This is a genomic window from Aquabacterium sp. A7-Y (assembly GCF_026153205.1).
In the GTDB taxonomy this organism is placed as follows: domain Bacteria; phylum Pseudomonadota; class Gammaproteobacteria; order Burkholderiales; family Burkholderiaceae_C; genus Caldimonas.
Genome location: NZ_JAPFBW010000007.1, coordinates 122,404 through 142,557, shown reverse-complemented (window position 1 = coordinate 142,557; position 20,154 = coordinate 122,404). Strand labels below are relative to the sequence as shown.

At 68.7% G+C, this 20,154-nt stretch carries 20 protein-coding genes and 1 tRNA gene; 12 read left to right on the top strand and 9 right to left on the bottom strand.

Going from position 1 to position 20,154, the window contains the following annotated elements; all coding sequences use genetic code 11:
* Positions 1 to 82: 82 nt before the first annotated feature.
* The 4 genes from OOT46_RS08150 to OOT46_RS30770 all read left to right on the top strand — a co-directional run bounded on the left by OOT46_RS08150 (position 83) and on the right by OOT46_RS30770 (position 3,553).
* Positions 83 to 805 (top strand): RNA polymerase sigma factor, encoded by a 723-nt coding sequence (locus OOT46_RS08150; RefSeq protein ID WP_265403091.1) that lies wholly within the window; start codon positions 83 to 85, stop codon positions 803 to 805.
* A gap of 40 nt (positions 806 to 845) precedes the next feature.
* Positions 846 to 1,433: a ferritin-like domain-containing protein gene (locus OOT46_RS08145; RefSeq protein WP_265403090.1), complete on the top strand. Its 588-nt coding sequence runs from the start codon at positions 846 to 848 to the stop codon at positions 1,431 to 1,433.
* Between the two features lie 11 nt (positions 1,434 to 1,444).
* Positions 1,445 to 1,843 carry a c-type cytochrome gene (locus OOT46_RS08140; RefSeq protein WP_265403188.1) on the top strand — a complete coding sequence of 133 codons (399 nt, stop codon included), beginning with the start codon at positions 1,445 to 1,447 and terminating at the stop codon, positions 1,841 to 1,843.
* A gap of 183 nt (positions 1,844 to 2,026) precedes the next feature.
* Entirely contained in the window at positions 2,027 to 3,553 is a 1,527-nt protein-coding gene (locus tag OOT46_RS30770; RefSeq protein WP_322114243.1) for a methyl-accepting chemotaxis protein, read from the top strand.
* Positions 3,554 to 3,587: 34 nt separating this feature from the next.
* Here the strand turns inward: OOT46_RS30770 and OOT46_RS08130 are convergent.
* The 6 genes from OOT46_RS08130 to OOT46_RS08105 form a co-directional block, all read right to left on the bottom strand.
* A tRNA-Pro gene (locus OOT46_RS08130) sits at positions 3,588 to 3,664 on the bottom strand.
* A 39-nt stretch (positions 3,665 to 3,703) separates the two neighbouring features.
* Positions 3,704 to 4,288 (bottom strand): hypothetical protein, encoded by a 585-nt coding sequence (locus OOT46_RS08125; RefSeq protein ID WP_265403089.1) that lies wholly within the window; start codon positions 4,286 to 4,288, stop codon positions 3,704 to 3,706.
* A gap of 32 nt (positions 4,289 to 4,320) precedes the next feature.
* Positions 4,321 to 5,757 (bottom strand): xylulokinase, encoded by a 1,437-nt coding sequence (locus OOT46_RS08120; protein WP_265403088.1) that lies wholly within the window; start codon positions 5,755 to 5,757, stop codon positions 4,321 to 4,323.
* A 6-nt stretch (positions 5,758 to 5,763) separates the two neighbouring features.
* Positions 5,764 to 6,690: a carbohydrate kinase family protein gene (locus OOT46_RS08115; RefSeq protein WP_265403087.1), complete on the bottom strand. Its 927-nt coding sequence runs from the start codon at positions 6,688 to 6,690 to the stop codon at positions 5,764 to 5,766.
* Complete coding sequence (locus tag OOT46_RS08110; protein WP_416136167.1) at positions 6,663 to 6,962, bottom strand: hypothetical protein; 300 nt, start codon at positions 6,960 to 6,962, stop codon at positions 6,663 to 6,665. The genes OOT46_RS08115 and OOT46_RS08110 overlap by 28 nt, the downstream gene beginning before the upstream one ends.
* The gene (locus OOT46_RS08105) at positions 6,955 to 8,196 is read right to left on the bottom strand and encodes an ROK family transcriptional regulator (RefSeq protein ID WP_265403086.1); all 1,242 of its coding nucleotides are present in this window, start codon (positions 8,194 to 8,196) and stop codon (positions 6,955 to 6,957) included. The genes OOT46_RS08110 and OOT46_RS08105 overlap by 8 nt, the downstream gene beginning before the upstream one ends.
* Positions 8,197 to 8,528: 332 nt before the next feature.
* On the opposite strand from OOT46_RS08105, the gene OOT46_RS08100 reads away from it, so the two are divergent.
* Entirely contained in the window at positions 8,529 to 8,759 is a 231-nt protein-coding gene (locus tag OOT46_RS08100) for a hypothetical protein (protein ID WP_265403085.1), read from the top strand.
* 45 nt (positions 8,760 to 8,804) lie between these two features.
* On the opposite strand, the gene hrpA is transcribed toward OOT46_RS08100, so the two are convergent.
* Positions 8,805 to 12,737, bottom strand: a complete 3,933-nt coding sequence (hrpA, locus tag OOT46_RS08095) for an ATP-dependent RNA helicase HrpA (protein WP_265403187.1) — start codon at positions 12,735 to 12,737, stop codon at positions 8,805 to 8,807.
* Positions 12,738 to 12,819: 82 nt separating this feature from the next.
* On the opposite strand from hrpA, the gene argA reads away from it, so the two are divergent.
* Positions 12,820 to 14,169, top strand: a complete 1,350-nt coding sequence (argA, locus tag OOT46_RS08090) for an amino-acid N-acetyltransferase (protein WP_265403084.1) — start codon at positions 12,820 to 12,822, stop codon at positions 14,167 to 14,169.
* Between the two features lie 53 nt (positions 14,170 to 14,222).
* Positions 14,223 to 14,495 carry an oxidative damage protection protein gene (locus tag OOT46_RS08085; protein ID WP_265403083.1) on the top strand — a complete coding sequence of 91 codons (273 nt, stop codon included), beginning with the start codon at positions 14,223 to 14,225 and terminating at the stop codon, positions 14,493 to 14,495.
* A gap of 58 nt (positions 14,496 to 14,553) precedes the next feature.
* Here OOT46_RS08085 and OOT46_RS08080 read toward each other — a convergent pair whose 3' ends face one another.
* A complete protein-coding gene (locus OOT46_RS08080; RefSeq protein ID WP_265403082.1) occupies positions 14,554 to 15,003 on the bottom strand; it encodes a hypothetical protein in 450 nt (149 codons plus the stop codon).
* Between the two features lie 195 nt (positions 15,004 to 15,198).
* On the opposite strand from OOT46_RS08080, the gene OOT46_RS08075 reads away from it, so the two are divergent.
* Positions 15,199 to 16,242 (top strand): Fe(3+) ABC transporter substrate-binding protein, encoded by a 1,044-nt coding sequence (locus OOT46_RS08075; protein ID WP_265403081.1) that lies wholly within the window; start codon positions 15,199 to 15,201, stop codon positions 16,240 to 16,242.
* 382 nt (positions 16,243 to 16,624) lie between these two features.
* Entirely contained in the window at positions 16,625 to 16,933 is a 309-nt protein-coding gene (locus OOT46_RS08070; protein ID WP_265403080.1) for an H-NS histone family protein, read from the top strand.
* Positions 16,934 to 17,040: 107 nt separating this feature from the next.
* On the opposite strand, the gene OOT46_RS08065 is transcribed toward OOT46_RS08070, so the two are convergent.
* Entirely contained in the window at positions 17,041 to 19,053 is a 2,013-nt protein-coding gene (locus OOT46_RS08065; protein WP_265403079.1) for a M3 family metallopeptidase, read from the bottom strand.
* On the opposite strand from OOT46_RS08065, the gene OOT46_RS08060 reads away from it, so the two are divergent.
* From OOT46_RS08060 to OOT46_RS08050, 3 genes are all read left to right on the top strand, one after another.
* The gene (locus tag OOT46_RS08060) at positions 19,052 to 19,180 is read left to right on the top strand and encodes a hypothetical protein (RefSeq protein ID WP_265403078.1); all 129 of its coding nucleotides are present in this window, start codon (positions 19,052 to 19,054) and stop codon (positions 19,178 to 19,180) included. The genes OOT46_RS08065 and OOT46_RS08060 overlap by 2 nt on opposite strands.
* Positions 19,181 to 19,195: 15 nt before the next feature.
* Positions 19,196 to 19,615, top strand: coding sequence for a DUF2946 family protein (locus tag OOT46_RS08055; RefSeq protein ID WP_265403077.1), 420 nt, complete (start codon positions 19,196 to 19,198; stop codon positions 19,613 to 19,615).
* Positions 19,616 to 19,789: 174 nt separating this feature from the next.
* Positions 19,790 to 20,146: a hypothetical protein gene (locus OOT46_RS08050; protein WP_265403076.1), complete on the top strand. Its 357-nt coding sequence runs from the start codon at positions 19,790 to 19,792 to the stop codon at positions 20,144 to 20,146.
* The last annotated feature ends 8 nt before the right edge of the window (positions 20,147 to 20,154 follow it).

The window sequence follows — 20,154 nt, the reverse complement described above, 5'->3', positions numbered from 1 at the left end:
GTACCTTTGTCACCTTTTCGCGCCGTTCGCGTCTAACGGGAAACAGCGAAAGCACGACATGCCAGAACAGTTGTTTCGCCCGATGGAGCACTCCCTGACCGCCACCTCCCTGCGACTGGCCGACGCCCGTAGCGACCTCGATCTCGTCGCTGCCGTGTTGCGCAGCGACACCTCCGCCTTCGAAGCGATCATGCGCCGCTACAACCGCCTGATGTTCCGGACGGCTCGCGGGATCGTCGCGGACGACGCCGACGCCCAGGACGTGGTGCAGGAAGCCTACCTGCGCGCCTTCGGCTCGATGGCCAGCTACCGGGGCGAGGCGGCGCTTGCGACCTGGCTGGCGCGCATCGCCATCAATGTGGCCCTGAGCCTTCAGCGCAAGAAAAGCCGGCTGGTGCAACTCGACGAGAGCGAGCCGCCTTTCGACGTGGACCCCCTGGTCGAGGACCCGATGGCAGAACTCCCTTCCGACACCGCGACGCCGGAGACCCGCGCCGCGCAGGTCCAGCTGCGAGAGCTGCTGCAACGCGCCATTGACCAGCTGCCGCCCATCTACCGCAGCGTCTTCATGCTGCGGGCCGTCGAGGAGATGAGTGTCGAGGAGGCCGCCTCGTCGCTGCAGGTCAGTCCGGACGTCGTGAAGACACGCTACCTGCGCGCCCGCTCGATGCTGCGCCACCTGCTCCACGCCGACGTGGGCCCGGAAGCGACCGGGCTCTACGCCTTTGCCGGAGAGCGCTGCGACGCGGTCGTCACGGCCGTGCTGGCCGAACTCCACGTCCGCGGCCTGATACGGCCGCACTGATTCCCCGCGATTTTTCCCACCCCCCCGATAGGAGATGGCCATGTCAGGTCAGGACCTCGTCTTCCCGAAAAACTTTCAACTCTCGCGCCGGCGCGCCCTCTCAGGCAGCGGTCTGGCGCTCTCGGCGGCCGCGGTGGCGCTGCTCGGCGGACGCGATGCGCTGGCCGCTGCGTCCGCGGCCACACCGGCCCAGCTGGAGGCCGACGCTCGCATCCTCAACTCGGCCCTGGGCGCCGAGCTGGAGGCGGTAGCGGCCTACCAGACCGGCGCGCAAAGCGGCCTGCTGACGTCCGGCGTCCAGAAGGTCGCGCTGCAGTTTCAAGGCCATCACCGCGAACATGCGTCCGCACTGGCCGAGGCGATCGAGAAGCTGGGAGGCAAGCCGGTCGGACCTAAGGCCAGCTACAGCTTCCCGGTCGACAAGCTGAAGTCCGAGGCGGACGTGCTGCGCTTCGCGGCAGGCCTGGAACGCGGCGCGGTGTCCGCCTACCTCGGTGCGGTGCCGCTGTTTGCCGACCGCGCCCTGGCCCAGGTGGCGGCCAGCATCCTCGGCGACGAGGCGATGCACTGGGCGGTGCTGCGGCAGGTGCTCGGCGAGACGCCGGTGCCGTCCGCCTTCATGTCGTGAGGGCCGACCGCATGAGGACCGCGGCGCTCGCGCTGGCGGCTCTGCTGCCCGCGGCCCTGTCTTATGCGGCTCCCGGCGAGGCGGCCTTGCAGCGTGGCGAGCAGGTCTACGCGCGCTGCATCGGCTGTCATGCCGTCGAGGGCAACCGGACCGGTCCGCAGCACTGCGGCGTGTTCGGCCGCCGTGCGGGGACCGCACCGGGCTATGACGCGTATTCGCAGGCGATGCGCAACTCGCGCATCGTCTGGACCGAGGCGACGCTCGACGCCTTCCTGCGCGACCCTGCGGCACTGGTACCGGGGACCACCATGGGCTACGCCGGCATCAAGGACGCCCGCGAACGGGCCGACCTGCTGGCGTGGCTGAAGGCCGCGAGCCAGGCACCGGCTGCCTGCCGGGTGCAGCGCTGAGTCGCCCGTCGAGCGCATGCTCTGTCCGACTTGCCGTTGAAACCGGACTTGATCCACATCAAGCACAGGAAGTCTTCCAGGCATCCCATCTCTGGCGGCCCTCCAACTCGTGAAACAGTGCCTCAAGCCGGGCCGTCTGCCGTCGAAATACCCGGCTCCGACACGGCCTTCGAGCTCTGGTACATGATCACTTCCACTCCGTCCCTGATCGCAGGCGATCACGACCCTATCGAGCAAGCCTCACAGAGCATCATTCGCATCGTCGACAAGGTGATGCTCGTGCTGCTCGGCATGGTGAGCCTCGCGACCGTCGCGGCCGGAGCAGCCCACGGCAGCGCCGGCGCGGCCGCCGCTGTGGCGCTGGCGCTGTTCGCGCTCCCCTTCCTGAGCTTTCACCTGCTGCGGCCCGGCATGCCGGCGACCCGCATCCTGGCGGTTGTCGCCGGCGTGGGCCTGGTCGCGGCACAGATTCATTTCGCTCACGGCGCGACGCCCTACCACTTGGGCGTCGCCGTGTTCATGGCGCTGGTGATGGTGTACCGCGACTGGAGGCTCGTGGCCCTGTCCGCCGGTCTCTTTGCCATCCAACACCTGGTCGTCGACCGGCTGCAGGCCAGCGGCGTCGCGGTGTTTCTGCTGCCGCAGCCCGATCTCCGGCAGGTGTTCCTGCATCTGGCGTTTCTGACGGCCCTGACGCTGTACCAGATCCGCTTCGCCCGCCAGGGATTCGATCAGCTCGTGGCGGCCCTCGAGGTCCAGATGCTCATCGCCGTGCTTGGCAAGGACGATGCGATCCAGCTCAACGTCGGAGGTATCGCCTTCAGGTCCGCGGCCGCCCAGCACCTGCAGAAGGCGCTCGGCCGCGCCCACGAGGCGCTGCAGCAGGCGCAGCGCGCGGTGGGCAGCATCAACGTCGCCTCGGGCGAGATTGCCAGCGGCAACAACGACCTCTCGGCTCGCACCGAAACCACTGCCGCCAACCTGCAGCAGACCGCCGGCTCGATGCAGGAGCTGGCCGCCAGCGTGCAACAGACGGCTGCATCGGCGCAGACCGCGGCGCAGCTCGCGACCGGGGCGCGCGATTCCGCCGTTCAAGGCAGCGCGGTGGTTTCACAGGTCGTCTCGACCATGGACACCATCAGCGCCTCCTCCAGGAAGGTGGTGGACATCATCGGCGTCATCGACGGCATCGCCTTCCAGACCAATATCCTGGCCTTGAACGCCGCGGTGGAAGCAGCCCGGGCCGGCGAGCAGGGCCGCGGCTTCGCGGTCGTGGCCGGCGAAGTGCGCAACCTGGCCCAGCGCTGCACGCAGGCTGCCAGGGAGATCAAGAGCTTGATCGGCGCATCCGTCGAAAGCGTCGAATCGGGCAGCGCCCTGGTGAGCGAGGCCGGCCGTGCGATGGACGAGATCATGTCGGCGGTACAGCGCGTCACGGCGACGATCAGCGAGATCGCGTCGGCGGCGGCCCGGCAGAACAAAGGTCTTGCCCAAGTGAATACTTCCGTGCTACAGCTCGACCAGGTGACGCAACAAAACGCCGCCCTCGTTGAGCAATCAGCCGCAGCGGCCGAATCGCTGAAGGAGCAGGCCAGCCGGCTGGCCGAGGTGGTCGCTGTTTTCCGACTCGACGATGCGTTGGAGCTGGCCGCCTTCGACGCGCAAGAGCTGCTGCGCCGCATGGGAGCGCAGCCTGAGCCACAGCGCTGAACTGGACGGGACCGGCGCGGAGGCCGGGTTTAGATGGTCGGGGTGAGATGATTCGAACATCCGACCCACTGCTCCCAAAGCAGTTGCGCTACCAGGCTGCGCTACACCCCGAAGCGACGCATTGTAGCCGCTACGCGAGCCGCTTTTCGCTCAGCCCGCGCTGAAAATCGGTGTCGCCTGCGCGGCAGCGTGGTCGTCCGGCGCCGGCAGCTGCTGCAGCACCCGCGCGACTTCCATGCATTGACGAATGTGCTGCTCGCAGACGAGCTTGAGCGCCGAGAAGGTCAATGCCGCCGACACCGCCTGGCCGGCCAGCGGCACGAACTTCGCGGCCTGCTGAGCGCTCAGGCGCACGCCGACCAGCTTCACGGCGCGGATCACGAGTTCACGCGTCACGACCCGGCCGACCATGAAACCACCGGCGGCGCTGATCGCCTTGTAGGCATAGACCCGCCGGTTGGGGCTGAGTCGCTCGACCTGTTCGGGCGTCAGGCCGAAGGCATGGTTGATCTCGCCGAACAGCTTCACCAGCACGCCGACGTCGGCCAGCCAGTCCAGCCCCGGCACCGGCACCACCGCCACGCCGGCCGCCATCAGGGCACGCTGGTTGACGAGTCGCCGACAGTAGCGCGCCACCTGCTCCACCTCCGCCGGCGAGGACGGCACCAGCACCCAGTCGCCGGGGCCACCGGGGCGCCGCGACCGCTGCTCGGAACGGGCAAAGGGATTTTTCATGCGGGCCATGCTGTCATGCAGGTCGGCGCTGGTCAACCCGCGTGCAGGCCGAGGTAAACCTCGCGGAAGCGCTGGTAGCCGGCGTCGTGGCAGGTGCGGGGTTCGATGGCATCGCCGCCGGCTGCGGACAGACCGGCCTGCACGCATTCGGCGAGCGGCCCGGGCAGTTCGCCGGCCGCCGCCGCACCGAGCCAGGCCGCCCCCTGCGCGGAGGCGTTGGGCAGCTCGACCGGATCCAGCGGGCAGCCGAGCACGTCGGCCAGCAGTTGGCGCCACGCCGGCCGCGTGGTGCCGCCGCCGGCCAGGCGCAGCCGTGACACGGGCAGGCCGCTCTCGCGCAGGCTGTCATAACCGGCCCGCACCCCGTAGGCCACCCCCAGCAGGGCGGCGTGCAGCAGGCTGCCCTGCGAATCGCTGCGTGACAGGCCCACCCAGCCGCCGCGCGCGGTCGGGTTCATCCAGGGGCAACGCTCGCCGTTCAGATAGGGCAGGAACAGCGCCTCGGACGGCGGCTGGCCGGGCGCGAACGCCCGCTCGTAGAAGCTGTCCCAGCTCAGCCCGAACAGCGCCCGGACCCATTCCAGCGCGGTGCCAGCGTTCTGCATCGCCGCCATCGTGTACCAGGCCGGCAGGCCCGGCCCGCCCACCGCGTGGTAGGCGTTCAACCGGGGCGAGCGCGGTGGGCAGGTCGAACGCATCACGATGATTTGGGCGCCGCTGCCGACGCTCAGCTGAGCGGCACCGTCTTCGACCAGGCCGCTGCCCAGCGCCGCGGCCGCCGTGTCGGCGGCACCGACGGCCACCGGGATGCCGGCCGGCAGGCCGAGCTGCCGGGCTGCCTCGCCCAGCAGGGGGCCGGCCGAAGATGCAGAGGGCTGCACCGGCGGCAGCAGCGAGGCGTCCAGCCGCAAGGCCGAAACCAGCGTCTCGTCCCAGAGGCCGTCAGGGCCGGCCAGCAGGGTGCCGCTGGCATCGCTCGGGTCGGTCGCGGCCCGCCCCACGAGTTGCAGGCGCAGCCAATCCTTGGGCAGCAGGGCCCAGCGCGCGCGCCTGAGCAGCGGCGCCTCATGCCGGGCCAGCCAGAGCAGGATGGGCCCCATCATGCCCGGCGTCGGCGGATTGAGCAGCCGCTCGCGTTCCGCGGGGCCGTAGCGCGCCAACTCCTCCACCGCGCGGCTGTCGGCCCACAGCACGGCCGGCCGCAAGGCCTGCCCGGCCGCATCGGCGAGCACCACGCCATGCATCTGCCCCGACACGCCGATGCCACGCACCCGCTCACGCAGGGGCGCCGGCAGCGCGTTCACACACCGGCACACCGCCACCCACCAGTGCTCGGGCTGGGTCTCGGCCCAGCCCGGGACAAAGGAGGCGACCTCATAGGCGCCGGCCGCCTCTGCCACCACCTCCCCGCGTGCGGACATCAACAAGGCCTTGGCCGAGCCGGTCCCCAGGTCCAATCCCAACCACATGGCGGCTTATTCGACCTCGCTGCGGCGCGGCAGGTCGGCACTTCGCCGCGAGCAGGTGATGGCCGCCGCGCGGCTCGCGAAACCCAGCACGCCGGCCAGCGTTTCGGCACTCAGGCCCTCCAGTGCCGCCGGGCTCAGCGCGTCGAGCTCGTCGAGGCGGGTCAGCAGCGCTGCCTGGAAGGTGTCGCCGGCGCCCACCGTGTCGACCACGGCGACCGCCCGGGCCGGCGCCTGGGCCTGCACCTGGCGGGTCCAGGCCAGGCTGCCCTCGCCGCCCCGTGTCACCACCACCAGCCGGGCTCCCTGCCCCAGCCAGCGCTGCGCCACCTCGGCCGCCGGCACGCCCGGGTAGAGGCAGCCGAGGTCTTCGTCGCTGACCTTCACGAGGTGCGCGCACGTCGCCATCACCTCGACCACCGCCTGCCAGCGTGACACGTCCGGCTCGACATTGAGCCGGACGTTGGGGTCATAGGCCACCAGGCGCCGGCCGCATTCGCGCGCGGCCAGGGCCCGCAGCGCGCTGCCGACCGGCTCCACCACCGTCGTGTAAGAGCCGAACTGCAGCACGCGGGTCGCCTCCGGCAGCGCAGGCAAGCTCTGCTGTGTCAGCAGCCGGTCGGCCGCGCCCTGGCCGTGGAAGGCGTACTCCGGCACACCGTGGGCATTGAGGCCGACCACGCTGAGGGTGGTCGGCCCGGTGCTGCGCACGACGGTCGAGACGTCGACCCGCTCCTGCCGCAGCGCCTGCAGCAGGCGCTCACCGAAGGCATCGGTCGAGACGCCGCCGAGGAAGGCGACCGGGCGGCCCAGCCGCGCCAGCCCCACGGCGACGTTGTAGGGAGACCCGCCGAGGCGCGCGTCGAGCCCCAGGCCGGCGGGCGTTGGCTCGCCGGTGTAGACATCCATCAAAGCTTCACCGCACACGACGAACATGGCAGGTTCCGTCCTTTTCTTGTGGTTGCGTTCGGGCTTCGCCCGGGAACCGGGCGCCCCCGGTCGATCAGGCCGCGGCGGCGCAGCGGGCGGCCCATGTAGATGTTCTCGGCCACCGTCAGCTTGGGCGCCAGGCCCAGCTCCTGGTAGATCACCGTCACCCCGAGCGCCTTGGCGGTGACCGGGCCGTCAATGACCTGTTGCAGCGCCTTGACGCCGGCGAAGGTCTTGGAGACCTGGCGAAGTTCGAGCAAGGGCACGCTGTCAGACATGGAGGACCGCCGCGGATCGGGGCGCCTGACCCCGCAGCACGTCGGCGCGCGGCGAGAAGTTGAAGAACATCGGCAGGCTGGCGGCGCCCAGTGCGCCAGCGTCGGCGCCGAAGCTGCCGCGCCGCAGTTGCGGCGTGCCGCACGACTCGGGCGCGATCGAGCGCAGCCCGGCGTCGAGGCGTGCGATCAGCTCGTCGATCAGGCCGGCATCGATGTCGGCGTCGATCACGCACACCGGCACGTCCAGCACCGCGATGGCGGAACGCACGGCCGGCACCAGCGCATCGATGCAGTCGTCCAGCCACTCGCGCACGGCCGGCAGTCCGCGCTCGCAGCAGGTCTCGAGGTCGGCACGGCCGGTGATCGGCTCGCCGTGGAAACGCAGGTGGCGCGCCAGCGCGTTGAGCGAGGCGCGCGACAGCAGGATGTCCCAGGACTTGCCGGTATCGGGCGCCGAGGCCAGCCGGCTCGGTGGCACCGGGATCATGGCGACGTCGGCTGCATTGCCAGTGCTGCCGCGCATACCCTCCCCGTCCACCACCACGGCGCCGCCGATGGCCGGGCCGATGAAAAGGTAGAGGAAATCGCTGCTGGCGCGGCCAACACCGAAAAAGAGCTCCGCAATGCCGGCCGCGTTGCCGTCGTTCTCCTTGAACACCGGCAACTGCACCGCCTGCGCCAGCAGGGCCCCGAAGTCGACCTCGTCCCAGACGCGGAAACCGGCCTGCAGGTCCAGCTCGCGCAGCCAGCTGCCCAGGTTGCAGGGCAAGGCAAGACCGACGCCGCTGAGGCGCTGCCGCTCGGCAGGGTCCAGCACGGCGAGCACCGATGCGACATCGCGGCGCACCAGGTCCAGCGCCCGGTCGGGAGGCGGCAGCAACAGGTCGTGCGCCCGGCGCGCCAGGATCTTGCCGGAAAGATCGACCAGCACCGTCTCGATGCTGCTGCGGTCCAGCCTCACGCCGACCCCGAAGGCGCCTTTGGGATTGAGCCGGTAGAGGCTGGCGGGCTGGCCGCGTTGACCCTCCTGACGCCGGCCGAAGGTCTCGATGAGGCCGGCTGCCTCCAGCGACTGCACGATGCTGCCGACCGCCGTGTTGGTCAGCTGGGCCCAGCGGGCCAGGTCCGCCTTGGACGCTTCGCCGGCGCGGCGCAGGCGTTGCAGCAGGGTCCGTTCGTTGTAAAGGCGGAGGTTGACCGAGTTGCTTCCTCTGCCGGGCCGCGTGGTGCTCACGGGGTGGTCTATTAACTAATTCAGGTTGAATTAATTTTAGGAAGGCGCCTCTGCCTGTCTGCGAGGGATAACCCCGAGCTTCGCGGGTCACGGCCTTCGCCGAGGCGCAGGCCGCTGCAAGCCCCGGGGCGGCGCGTCTTACACGCCCCTTGCCCACGGACTGAACGAACTTTCATACTCACCGCCCGTCCGCTGACAAAGTCGGGCGCCCGCGCTGCGCAAGCTGTCGCACAGGCAGCGCCGACGCAGGAAATTTCCTGCGCTCGCAGCCCCGCGAAGGCACGCCGCTTGCGGCACTTCTGCCGATTTCGCGACTGCTGTATCTCGCCGCCATGACTACCCGCGTATCCCGGCCGTTCCCGCTCCGCAAGGTGGTGGGCACCTTGGACTCGTCCGAGGTGTTTCCCCTCGGCACCATCGTCATCCTGGAATGCGGGCACACCGTCGCTTCCACGGCCCGCGACAGCACCCGCTGCCCCAAGTGCTGGGCAGGGGCGCCGCCCGATTGCGAGCCGGCCGACCCGGAAGAGAACGGAACCGAGCCGCCCTCCTCCCTGCAGTGAGACGACAGGGCTTCGCGGCCGTGACCGGCCGCGGCCTGACGTCGTTCAGGAGGCGAGCTGGCTCCAGCTCTTTTCGAGCCGCTTCACCGACACCGGCTGCGGCGTGCGCAGCTCCTGGGCGAACAGGCTGATGCGCAGTTCCTCCAGCAACCAGCGGAACTCGTCCAGGCGGCTGTCGGCCGCCCCCTTGCGATCGGCCAGCGCCCGCGTGTAGCGCTGCTCCAGCGGGCGCAGCTCGGCCGAGCGCTGGGTGTCGCGCGCCGGGTCGGCTCGCAGCTTGTCCAGACGCATCTGGATGCCCTTCAGGTAGCGAGGGAAGTGCTGCAGCTGCACGTAGGGCGTCAGGGCCACGAAACGCTTGGGCATCAAGCGCTGCAGCTGTGCGTTGATGTCGTCGGCCACCTCTTTCGGCGCCCGGGCGTCCTTGAGCTTGCGCCCCGTGGCCTGGTACTCCAGCAGCACACTGCCGGCCAGGCGCGAGACCTCCTGGGCAATCAGGTTGAGCCGTGTGCGGCCCTCCTCGATACGCGCCTTGAAGCTGAACTCGTCGTGCGGCAGCGGCTCCTGCAGGAAGGCGCGCTCCAGCGCCACCTCGATGATCTGGTCGCGCAACTCCTCGGCGGTGCCGAGGCTCATGTAGGCCACCGCCATCTTCTGCAGCTCCGGCAGGTTTTTCTCCAGGTATTTGAGCGGCTCCTTGAGCTGCAGCGCGACCAGCCGGCGCAGGCCGGCGCGGTGCCGGGCCGCCGCCACCTCGGGCTCGTCGAAGACCTCGATCTCGACATGCGCGCCCTTGTCGATCAGGGCCGGAAAGCCGATCAGGCTCTGTGCGCCGCGCTTGACCTCCATCAGCTCGGGCAGCTCGCCGAAACTCCAGGCGGTGTAGCGGGCCGCAGCGGCCGGTGTCGCGGGCGGCGACGGCTCGCGCGCCGGTGTGGCCGGCACGCGCGTCTTGCCGCCGTCAGCCGGCGGCGGGGCCGGTGCGGCCGCGGCCTCGCCGCCACTGCCGATCTTCAGCGCGGCCAGGGCCTGGAAGGCGCTGCGTGCCTGGCTGCCCAGTTCGGCCTTGAGCGCGGGCAGGTTGCGCCCCATGCCCAGCTGCCGGCCATGCTCGTCGACGACGCGGAAGTTCATGAACAGGTGAGGCTGCAGCGTCTCCAGTTTGAAGTCGCCGCGCTTGACGTCGAGCTGGGTCTTCTCGCGCACCGCTTTCAGCAGGACCTCCAGCAGGCCGCCCTGCGCGAACGGTGTCGCGGCGACGAAGGCATCCACATATTCCGGCAGCGGCACCAGGCGCGCACGCGGCTTCTGGTGCAGGCTCTTGACCAGCGCCAGCACCTTGTCCTTCAGCATGCCGGGCACCAGCCACTCGCAGCGCTCCTCGCTGACCTGGTTGAGCGCGTAGATCGGCACCGTCACGGTCACACCGTCCTTCGGGTCGCCCGGATCGTGCAGATAGGTCGCCGCGCAATCGACGCCGCCCAGCCGGAGGGTCTTCGGAAAGGCCGAGGTCGTGATGCCGGCCGCCTCATGGCGCATCAGCTCGTCGCGCGTGAGCATCAAGAGCTTGGGCTCGCGCTGGACCTGCTCGCGGTACCAGCGCTCGAAGCTGCGCCCGCTGTGCACGTCGGCCGGCAGCTGCTGGTCGTAGAAGGCGTAGATCAGCTCGTCGTCCACCAGCACGTCCTGGCGGCGCGACTTGTGCTCCAGCTCCTCGACCTGGCGCACCATCTTCTGGTTGTGGGCCAGGAAGGGCAGCCGGGTCTCCCACTCGCCCTGCACCAGGCCTTCCCGGATGAAGATCTCGCGCGCCGCCGCGGGGTCGACCGTGGCAAAGTTGACGCGGCGGTTGTTGTAGATCACCAGGCCGTAGAGCGTTGCGCGCTCCAGCGCCACCACCTCCGCCGGCTTCTTCTCCCAGTGCGGCTCCAGCAGCTGGGTCTTGAGCAGGTGGCCGGCCATGCCGGGAATCCACTCGGGCTGGATGGCTGCGATGCCGCGGCCGAACAGCCGCGTCGTCTCCACCAGCTCCGCGGCGACGATCCAGCGGCCCGGCTTCTTGGACAGATGGGCGCCGGGGTGGCGCCAGAACTTGATGCCGCGCGCCCCCAGGTACCACTCGTCCTCGTCGCTCTTGAGGCCGATGTTGCCGAGCAGTCCGGACAGCATCGCCAGGTGGATCTGGTCGTAGGTGGCGGCCAGCGTGTTGAGGCGCCAGCCATGCTCGGCCACCACGGTGTGCAGCTGGGTGTAGATGTCGCGCCACTCGCGCACCCGGCGCGGCGAGATGAAGTTGTCGCGCAGCAGCTGCTCGTACTTGCGGCTGGAGAGCTTGTGCGAGTCGCCACCCGCTGCGCCCGGCGCACCGGGGGCGGCCGCGGCCGCTGCAGACGCGCTGCGGTGCCCGCCGCGCGACTCGTCCAGCCATTTCCAGAGCTTGAGGTAGCCCATGAACTCCGACTTCTCGTCGTCGAACTTCTTGTGCTTCTCGTCGGCTGCCTGCTGGTGCTCCATCGGCCGGTCGCGCACGTCCTGCACGCTCAGGGCGCTGGCGATCACCAGCACCTCGCTGAGCGACTGGCGTTCGCGGGCCTCGATGATCATGCGGCCGACCCGCGGGTCGAGCGGCAGCTTGGCCAGCTCCTTGCCCATCGACGTCAGCTCGTTCTGCTCGTCCACCGCATTGAGCTCGGCCAGCAGCTGGTAGCCGTCGGAGATGGCGCGCCGCGGCGGTGGCTCGATGAAGGGGAAGTCCTCGACCGCGCCCAGGTTCAGCGCCTTCATGCGCAGGATCACGCCGGCCAGCGAGGAGCGCAGGATCTCGGGATCGGTGAAGGGCGCTCGGGCGGCGAAATCGGCCTCGTCGTAGAGCCGGATGCAGATGCCGTTGGCGACCCGCCCACAGCGTCCGGCGCGCTGGTTGGCGGCCGCCTGGCTGACCGGCTCGACCTGCAGCTGCTCGACCTTGTTGCGGTAGCTGTAGCGCTTGACGCGCGCCTGGCCGCTGTCGATCACGTAGCGGATGCCAGGCACGGTCAGCGAGGTTTCCGCGACGTTGGTCGCCAGCACGATGCGGCGGGCGCCGCCGGTCTCGAAGACGCGGTCCTGCTCCTGCTGGCTCAGGCGCGCGAACAGCGGCAGGATCTCGACGCCGGGCGGGTGGTGGCGCCGCAGGTGCTCGGCCGCGTCGCGGATCTCGCGCTCGCCGGGCAGGAACACCAGCACGTCGCCCGAGCCCTCGCGCCACAGCTCGTCGACGGCGTCCGCGATCGCGTTGTTGAGGTCGTAGTCGCGGTCTTCTTCGAAGGGCCGCCAGCGCTGCTCGACCGGATAGAGCCGACCCGAGACCATGATCACCGGCGCCGGCCCCTTGATGCTGGCGAAGTGCTGGGCGAAGCGGTCGGCGTCGATGGTCGCCGAGGTCACGATGATCTTCAGCTCCGGCCGCCGCGGCAGCAGCTGCTTCAGGTAGCCCAGCAGGAAGTCGATGTTCAGCGAACGTTCGTGCGCCTCGTCGATGATCAGGGTGTCGTAGGCCCGCAGCAGCGGGTCGGTCTGGGTCTCGGCCAGCAGGATGCCGTCCGTCATCAGCTTGACCGAGGCGCCGGGGGACAGCCGGTCCTGGAAACGCACCTTGAATCCGACGTGTTCGCCCAGCGGCGAGTTCAGCTCCTGGGCGATGCGCTTGGCGACGCTGGAGGCCGCGATGCGACGCGGCTGGGTGTGGCCGATCAGCCCCTTGCCCCCGGCCCCCTTGCCGCGGCCCATCGCCAGGCAGAGCTTGGGCAGCTGGGTGGTCTTGCCCGAGCCGGTCTCGCCGCAGACGATCACGACCTGGTGCTGGTCGATGGCGCGCGCGATCTCCTCCCGCCGCGCCGAGACGGGCAGGGACTCCGGAAACTGGATCGGCGGCACCGGGTTGGCACGCGGGGCGGCGGATCCCCGCGGCTCGCGTGCGGGCGCGCTGCGCGGCGGCATGTCGGTCATGGGGGCTTCGTGCAAAATCCGACATTATTTCAAAGCCTCGCCCGAGCCACCCCCTCCACCGCTGTACCCCCCGATGAGCTACGTCTTCCCGCATACCTTCGTGCCCTGGTTCCGGTCGGTGGCGCCCTACATCCACGCGCATCGGAGCAAGACCTTCGTGGTGGCGATCGCCGGGGAGCTGATCGCCGCCGGCAAGCTCGCCACCTTCGCGCAGGACCTGGCCATCATCCACGCCACCGGCATCAAGCTGGTGCTGATCCACGGCTTCCGGCCGCAGGTCGAGGAGCAGCTGGCGGCCAAGGGCCACACCTCGCGCTTCAGCCACGGCATGCGGGTGACCGACGCCTTCGCGCTGGACTGTGCCCAGGAAGCGGCCGGTCAGCTGCGCTACGAGATCGAGGCGGCCTTCTCCCAGGGCCTGCCCAACACCCCGATGGCGCACAGCCAGATCCGGCTGCTGTCGGGCAACTTCATCACCGCGCGGCCGGTCGGCATCGTCGACGGCATCGACTTCCAGCACACCGGCTTCGTGCGCCGCATCGACGCGATGAGCATCCGCCGCGCGATCGACTTCGGCTCCATCGTGCTGATGTCGCCCTTCGGCTTCTCGCCCACCGGCGAGGCCTTCAACCTCAGCATGGAGGACGTCGCGACCAGCACCGCGATCGCGCTGCAGGCCGACAAGCTGATTTTCGTCACCGAGGTGCGCGGCGTGCCGCAGGACCCGGCCCAGGCCAACGACCCGGAATGCGAGATCGACCAGGAACTGGCGCTCGCCGATGCCGAGAAGCTGCTGCGCGGCCTGCCCGACCCGGTGCAGCCGACCGACACCGCCTTTTACCTGCAGCACGCGGTCAAGGCGGCCAAGAACGGCGTGGAGCGGGTCCACATCATTCCCTACTCGGTCGACGGCTCCATCCTGATGGAGCTGTTCACGCACGACGGCGTCGGCACCATGATCGTCGACGAGAAGCTGGAGAGCCTGCGTGAGGCGAGCAACGACGACATCGGCGGCATCCTGCAACTGATCGAGCCCTTCGAGCGCGACGGCACGCTGGTCAAGCGCAGCCGCACCGAGATCGAGCGCGACATCGGCCACTACACGGTCATCGAGCACGACGGCATCATCTTCGGCTGCGCAGCGCTCTACCCCTATCCCGAGGCCAAGACCGCCGAGATGGCGGCGCTGACGGTCTCGCCCGACGTGCAGGGCCAGGGCGACGGCGAACGCATCCTCAAGCGCGTCGAGCAGCGTGCCAAGTCCATGGGGCTGGACAGCATCTTCGTGCTGACCACCCGCACCATGCACTGGTTCATCAAGCGCGGCTTCCAGCAGGTCGACCCCGAATGGCTGCCCGAGGCGCGCAAACGCAAGTACAACTGGGACCGGCGCTCCAAGGTGCTGGTCAAGCGGCTGGGCTGAACCCGGCGGCGACAACACCACACCGATTCACGGAACCAAGAGAAGGAGTACCCATGGCTCGCACCGTCCAATGCGTCTACCTGAAAAAAGAAGCCGAGGGCCTGGACTTCCAGCCCTACCCCGGCGACCTGGGCCTGCGCATCTACCAGAACGTCAGCAAGGAGGCGTGGCAAGGCTGGCTCAAGCACCAGACCATGCTGGTCAACGAAAACCGGCTGAACCTCGCCGACCAGCGCGCCCGCCAGTATCTGGCGCGGCAGATGGAGCGCTATTTCTTCGGCGAAGGCGCCGAGCAGCCGGCCGGCTACGTGCCGCCCAGCGCCTGAGCGGCGCAACACCGGCAGGCCCCGGCCGCAGGCAGGCGCCTGCGCCGCCCCCCGAGCGTCAGGTGAAGAGGGAGGTGGGGCGCTCTTCCGGGGCAAGATGCCCGAGCCCGATGCGGCGCAGGATCTGCCGGTCGAGCTCCCGCGGGTGCAGCGGCTTGGCCAGCCAGGCGCCCCCCGCCAGTACACCTCGCAGCCCCAGCGCACGCCGCTGCCCTGCCCCGCCCAGCAGCACCAGCTGCGGCGCCGGACGGCACGGGTGTTTGCGGCGCAACTGCTGGCACAAGGCCAAAAGCGGCGCTCCGACCACCTCCGCGTCGACGAAAGCCACATGCACGAGATGTTCGGCACAGTGCTCGACCGCCTGGGTCGCGGTCCAGGCTTCGTGCACCGCGACGCGGTAGAGACTCAGCCGGCTGCGCAGGTAAAGCGCCTCCTCACTCTCGCAGGCCACCAGCAGCGCCTGCGGTCCACGCGCGCTCGGCAAGGGCGAGGACGACATAAGGCTCATGGTCCTGTCCTGGTCAAGGGTGGCGTAAGTGAGGTTTTTCACGGGCGGCATCTTGGTCTGCTCCGACCAACGCGGCAAGCGACAGAAGTCACACTTTCAGGGTTGGCGACAAATCCCTTGGTTTTTGCTCGTTCTGAGAATCATTCTTGTTCACGCTTAGAATGCAAGCACAATTTTTCGAAGGAGATTTCCACCATGTTGAGACGTTTCGCCGCCCCGCTGACGGTATTTGCCCTGGCCGCCGGCCTGCATGCCTCGGCCGTTGCCCAGGAAAAGGTCCTCAACCTCTACTCGGCCCGTCACTACCAGACGGATGAAGCGCTCTACGGCAACTTCGAAAAAGCCACCGGCATCAAGATCAACCGGGTCGATGCCGATGACGCCGGCATCCTGGCCCGCCTCAAAAGCGAAGGCACGGCCAGCCCGGCCGACGTGATCTTGCTGGTCGACGCTGCGCGCCTGTGGCGTGCCGAGCAGGACGGCCTGTTCCAGCCGCTGAAGTCCAAGGTGCTCGAAGAGCGCATTCCCGCCCATCTTCGAGGCGAAGACAAGGGGCAGGGATCGCAGTGGTTCGGCTTCTCGACGCGGGCCCGTGTGATCGTCTACAACAAGGCCGGCGTCAAGAAGGAAGACGTGGACACCTACGAGGAGTTGGCCGACCCGAAAAACAAGGGCAAGGTCTGCACCCGCTCGGGCTCGCATCCCTACAACCTCTCGCTGTTCGGCTCGCTGATGGAGCACCTGGGCCCTGAAAAGGCCGAGGCCTGGGCCAAGGGAGTGGTCGAGAACATGGCGCGCGAACCCAAGGGCGGCGACACCGACCAGATCAAGGCGGTCGCCAGTGGCGAGTGCCGCATTGCGCTGACCAACACCTACTACCTGGCCCGCATGATGCGCTCGAACAAGCCCGAGGACCGTCAGGTGGTCGAAAAGGTCGGAGTGGTCTTCCCCAACCAGCAGAGCGGCGGTACACATGTGAACGTCGCCGGCGGTGCCCTGGCGAAAAACGCCAAGAACCGCGAGAACGCCCAGCTCTTTCTCGAGTACCTTTCTACCGCCGAGGCGCAGAACTATTTTGCAAACGGCAACAACGAGTACGCGGTCGTGAAATCCGTGAAGATTAGCAACCCGGCGCTGGACGCGCTGGGCCCCTTCAAGGCCGAGTTGATCCCGATCTCGGTGGTCGGCGCGAACCAGGGCAAGGTCCAGCAAATGCTCGACCGCGTGGGCTACAAGTAAGCCCGACCGCTCAATTGAAAACACCCGCCCGCCCCGCGTGGGCGGGTGTTTTTGCTTTGTGGGTCATGACATAAGTCAGCTTCGCTGGTGCAACGAGAACGTTGCAACAGCGCAGGAAAAACTTAAGAGGTGCAGCTAGCACTTCTTGGCGAACAGCGACGCACGAAGCAGTTCACGAGGCAGGGTCCCTGTGCCAGGCTGCACTAACCCCGAGCAAGGGCCCTGCCATATGCCGAATAAAACCCGTCGGCCAGCGACGGGAATACCGTCCGAATTGAGGTCGGCCGAACTCGCCGGTTGCGCGGCTTCCCCACTGCGGCTATTATCGGCCCGCTGATTGCAGCTTCCCCTCTTTCCAACCCTTTCGCGAGCATATTGAGAAATGGCCACATACCAGGAACTTCTCGCCCAGAAAGCCGACCTCGAAAAGCAAATCGAGAGCGCCCGCAAGCAGGAATTGTCCGATGCCATCGCGCAGATCAAGTCGCTGATGGCGCAATACGGCCTGACGGTGGCAGATCTCGGTGGCAAAACGGGCACCAAGACCGGCAGTGCGACCAAGGGCAGCAAGGTGGCCCCTAAATATCGCAACGGCGCCACCGGCGAGACCTGGACCGGCCGCGGCCGCCAGCCCAAATGGGTGGAGCAGGCGCTGGCCTCCGGCAAGACGCTGGAACAACTCGCGATCTGAGCCCGGCTTGCGAGCTTCTGGCCGGCCCAGGCGGCCGGCCCTCCAGCCCGCATGCCATGGAACGAAAACGCCCGCGACTGCGGCGTTTTCGTTGGCGTGTCCTTCGCTCAGCGCGCCAGATATTCGAAAAACGCGTCGGGGCGTGCGGGCCGGCCCAAAAAACGCCGGATCAGCACCTCCGGGCGCACTTGCCCGCCGTTGGCGAGCACGGTCTCTCGGTAGCGCCGCCCGGTCGCCGGGTCCAGCCGTTTGTCCTTGAAAGCCGTCTGAAGGTCGCGGGCGATCACCTCGCTCCAAAGATAGCCGTAATACCCGGCGGCGTAACCGCCGGCCACATGACTGAAACTGGCCGGGAAACGGGTACCGCTCACATGGCCCAGCGGCGTGGCCGCTTCCATGCGGGCCCAGAGCGCCAGCGGCTCCACCGGCCGACGCCCGTGCAGCGCCAGGTCGTAGCTGGCGAACAGGTGTTGGCGCGCGGTGAAGTTGCCTTTGCCGAAATGCTTGGCCTTCACCGCCTGCTCCAGCATCTCCGGCGGCAAGGTCGGGCAGTTGCTGCAGACCTCCCGGAACAGTGCCAGCACGTCCGGCTGGTAAACCCAATCTTCCAGCATCTGCGAAGGCGCCTCGACAAAATCCCTCAGCACGCTGGTACCCGACTGGCTGGCATGGCGGGTCTTGGAGAGATTGTTGTGCAAGGCATGGCCGAACTCGTGCAGCAGTGTCTCGAGTTCTTCCAGGGTCAAACCCTTGCGATCGAAATTCACCACCAGAGCCGACTGCGGCGTGCGGCCCAGGCGCGTGGCGCCGCTACGGAAACTCCATACCGCGGCATGGTTGTATTTGCCGCGACGCGGATACATGTCGACAAACAGGCTCGCGAGATACGCACCGCTGCGCTCGTCCCGCATTGCGTAGTTCTGCACCTCGGGATGCCAGGCGGGGGTGTCGCGGCGCTCGAAGTGCACCCCGAACAGGCGCTCGCTCAGCCGCAGCACAAACTCCAGGCTCTGCTGCGGCGGGAAGTAGGAACGGAATGCCTCCTGGTCGACCGAATAACGCTCGCGGCGCACCCGCTCGGTATAGAAAAGCACATCCCAACGCTCCAACTTCACTGATTCGGCCGGCTGCTGCAGGTGGCGTGCTTTGGCGAGGCGCAGTTCCTCGATGTCGCGCCCCTCCCGCTGGGCCACGGCCTGCTTCACTTCGCCCAGGAAACGTTGCACCTGGTCGGCGCTTTTTGCCATGCGACGACGCAAGGCAAAGTCCGCGTAGCTTGAAAAACCGAACAGCCTTGCATATTCGTGTCGCAGCCGGGCGATTTCACCCAGGGCATGGAGATTGGCTTGACCGCCTTCGTCCAGCTTCGCACGCCACATCCGCTCACGCGCCGCAGCGCTTGACGCGTGGCCCAGCACCGGAAGGTAGCTGGGGTAATCCAGTCCCAGCAGCACCTGGCCCTGCTCGTTGCGCGGCGCCTCCCTCCAGACCCCCTCGGGAACGCCGGCGAGTTCCTCCGGCGCGAAAGCCACCGTTCTGTCGTCGTCCCGCAGGCGCTGGTCGAACTCCGTGCGCAGGGCGCTGACGCGATCCTGGATCGCCTTGGCACGCTGGCGCTGGGCGGGCCGGAGGGCGGCGCCGCCGTCCTCCAAGTCTTCGAGGGTTTCGCGCAGCAGCATCGCATCGACCGGATCAGCCGGACGCACCTGCTTGAGCTTGCGGTACAGCAGCACGTTCTGACTGAAGCTGGACCAGAAATCCTGCCACTTCAGCGAGCAGTCCTGCGCCGCATCACGCAGCGCCTTGTCGGGATGCACGTTGAGCAGCAGGTAGATGGCGCCGGCAGCGTCCTCACCGGCCACATGGAGATCGTCGAGCGCCGTCAGCATCGCCGTTCCCGGCGCCATGCGGGCCAGCGCCTGCTCCTGCTCCCGCAGCCGTGCCAGTCCCGCGTCGCAAGCACGTCCCAAGTCCTCGGCGGAGGCGAATTGAGGAAACGGCGGCTCGTCACCGACGTCGGCGTCCACCGGCGTCTCGGAGGCTCCTGTGCCCGGCACCCCCCCGGACAACAGGCCGGCCAGCAGCAGACCCCGAACCCACGTCAGACCGGCGAGCGACATGCAAGAACTCCCACACGACAAGGAAAGCGCGATTGTGCAGTGGCTGCGCTTGCATGCCGCGCGCCTGCGCCGCCGGCGGGGTCAAGCGTGCAGCGACGTGGCGGCGCGCTACGCCAGGCAGGCCTGAGGCACAATCGCGCCCATGTCCGCCTCCCGCCGGTCTCCGCGTCTTGCCTTCTGGGTCATCGCCTTCGCGCTGCTGCTGAAGGCCGGCACCCCGCTGCTGGCCGCGGCGGCAGCCAGCTGGCAGGGACGCACCCTGGTAGAGGTGTGCACCGCCTACGGCGTCAAGACCGTCATGCTCGCTGCAGACGGCAGCGAGCTGGGCGCCCCGAACGATACGGACCCCGACAGGTCTGGCTCGTCGACCTTGCACGGTGACGCGCACTGCGTGCTCTCGGGCCTGCTCGCGTTCGCCGCGCCCGGCGGCCCCGAGGCAGCCGCGGGCCCCCACGCGCCGCGTCTGCCGCCGCGCGCGACGGCGCCGCCAGAGGCCTTCGCTCCCGATGCCGCCGCCGACTGGACGGCACGTCTGCAACACGCCCCGCCCATCTCCGGCTGAACCCGCGCCCTTGGCGTCCGTATCGAGCGCCTGGCGCCGCGCCTGCGGGTTCGACCGCGCCCGCGAGGCGCTCCGCCTCCTCTCCGCTTCGGATCCTTCCCCTGCCCTGCCCGGCGACGTGCTGAAGCGGCACACAGCGGGCGGTCTGTTTGCTTCCGTACTGCCATCAGCACCATGTCGCCACCCGCCCTGCCCCATGCCGCCGCAACGGCCGCGCTGTCCGGCCTGCTCTGTGCGCCCCTGCTCGTCTTCGCCGCCCTGACCGGCCTGCTGTATGTCTGCGCACCGCTGCTCGAAGCCCGGCTGCATGTGTCCGGCCTCATGAGGTGGCTGCGGCGGCCGCGCGGCCGTGTAGCTGCGCCGCCGCTGCTGCTTCGGCAGCTGCGATCGGTGCCGCCATGGATCTGGATCGCGGCGCTGCTGCTGGCCTTCGCGCTGCCCGTCTTGGGCTGGAGCCTGCTGGCTTTCGCCCTGGTCGAAGCGCTGCGCCTGCGGGGTGAACACCGACCGCGCCGCACGCTCGCGGCCTGAACTTCACC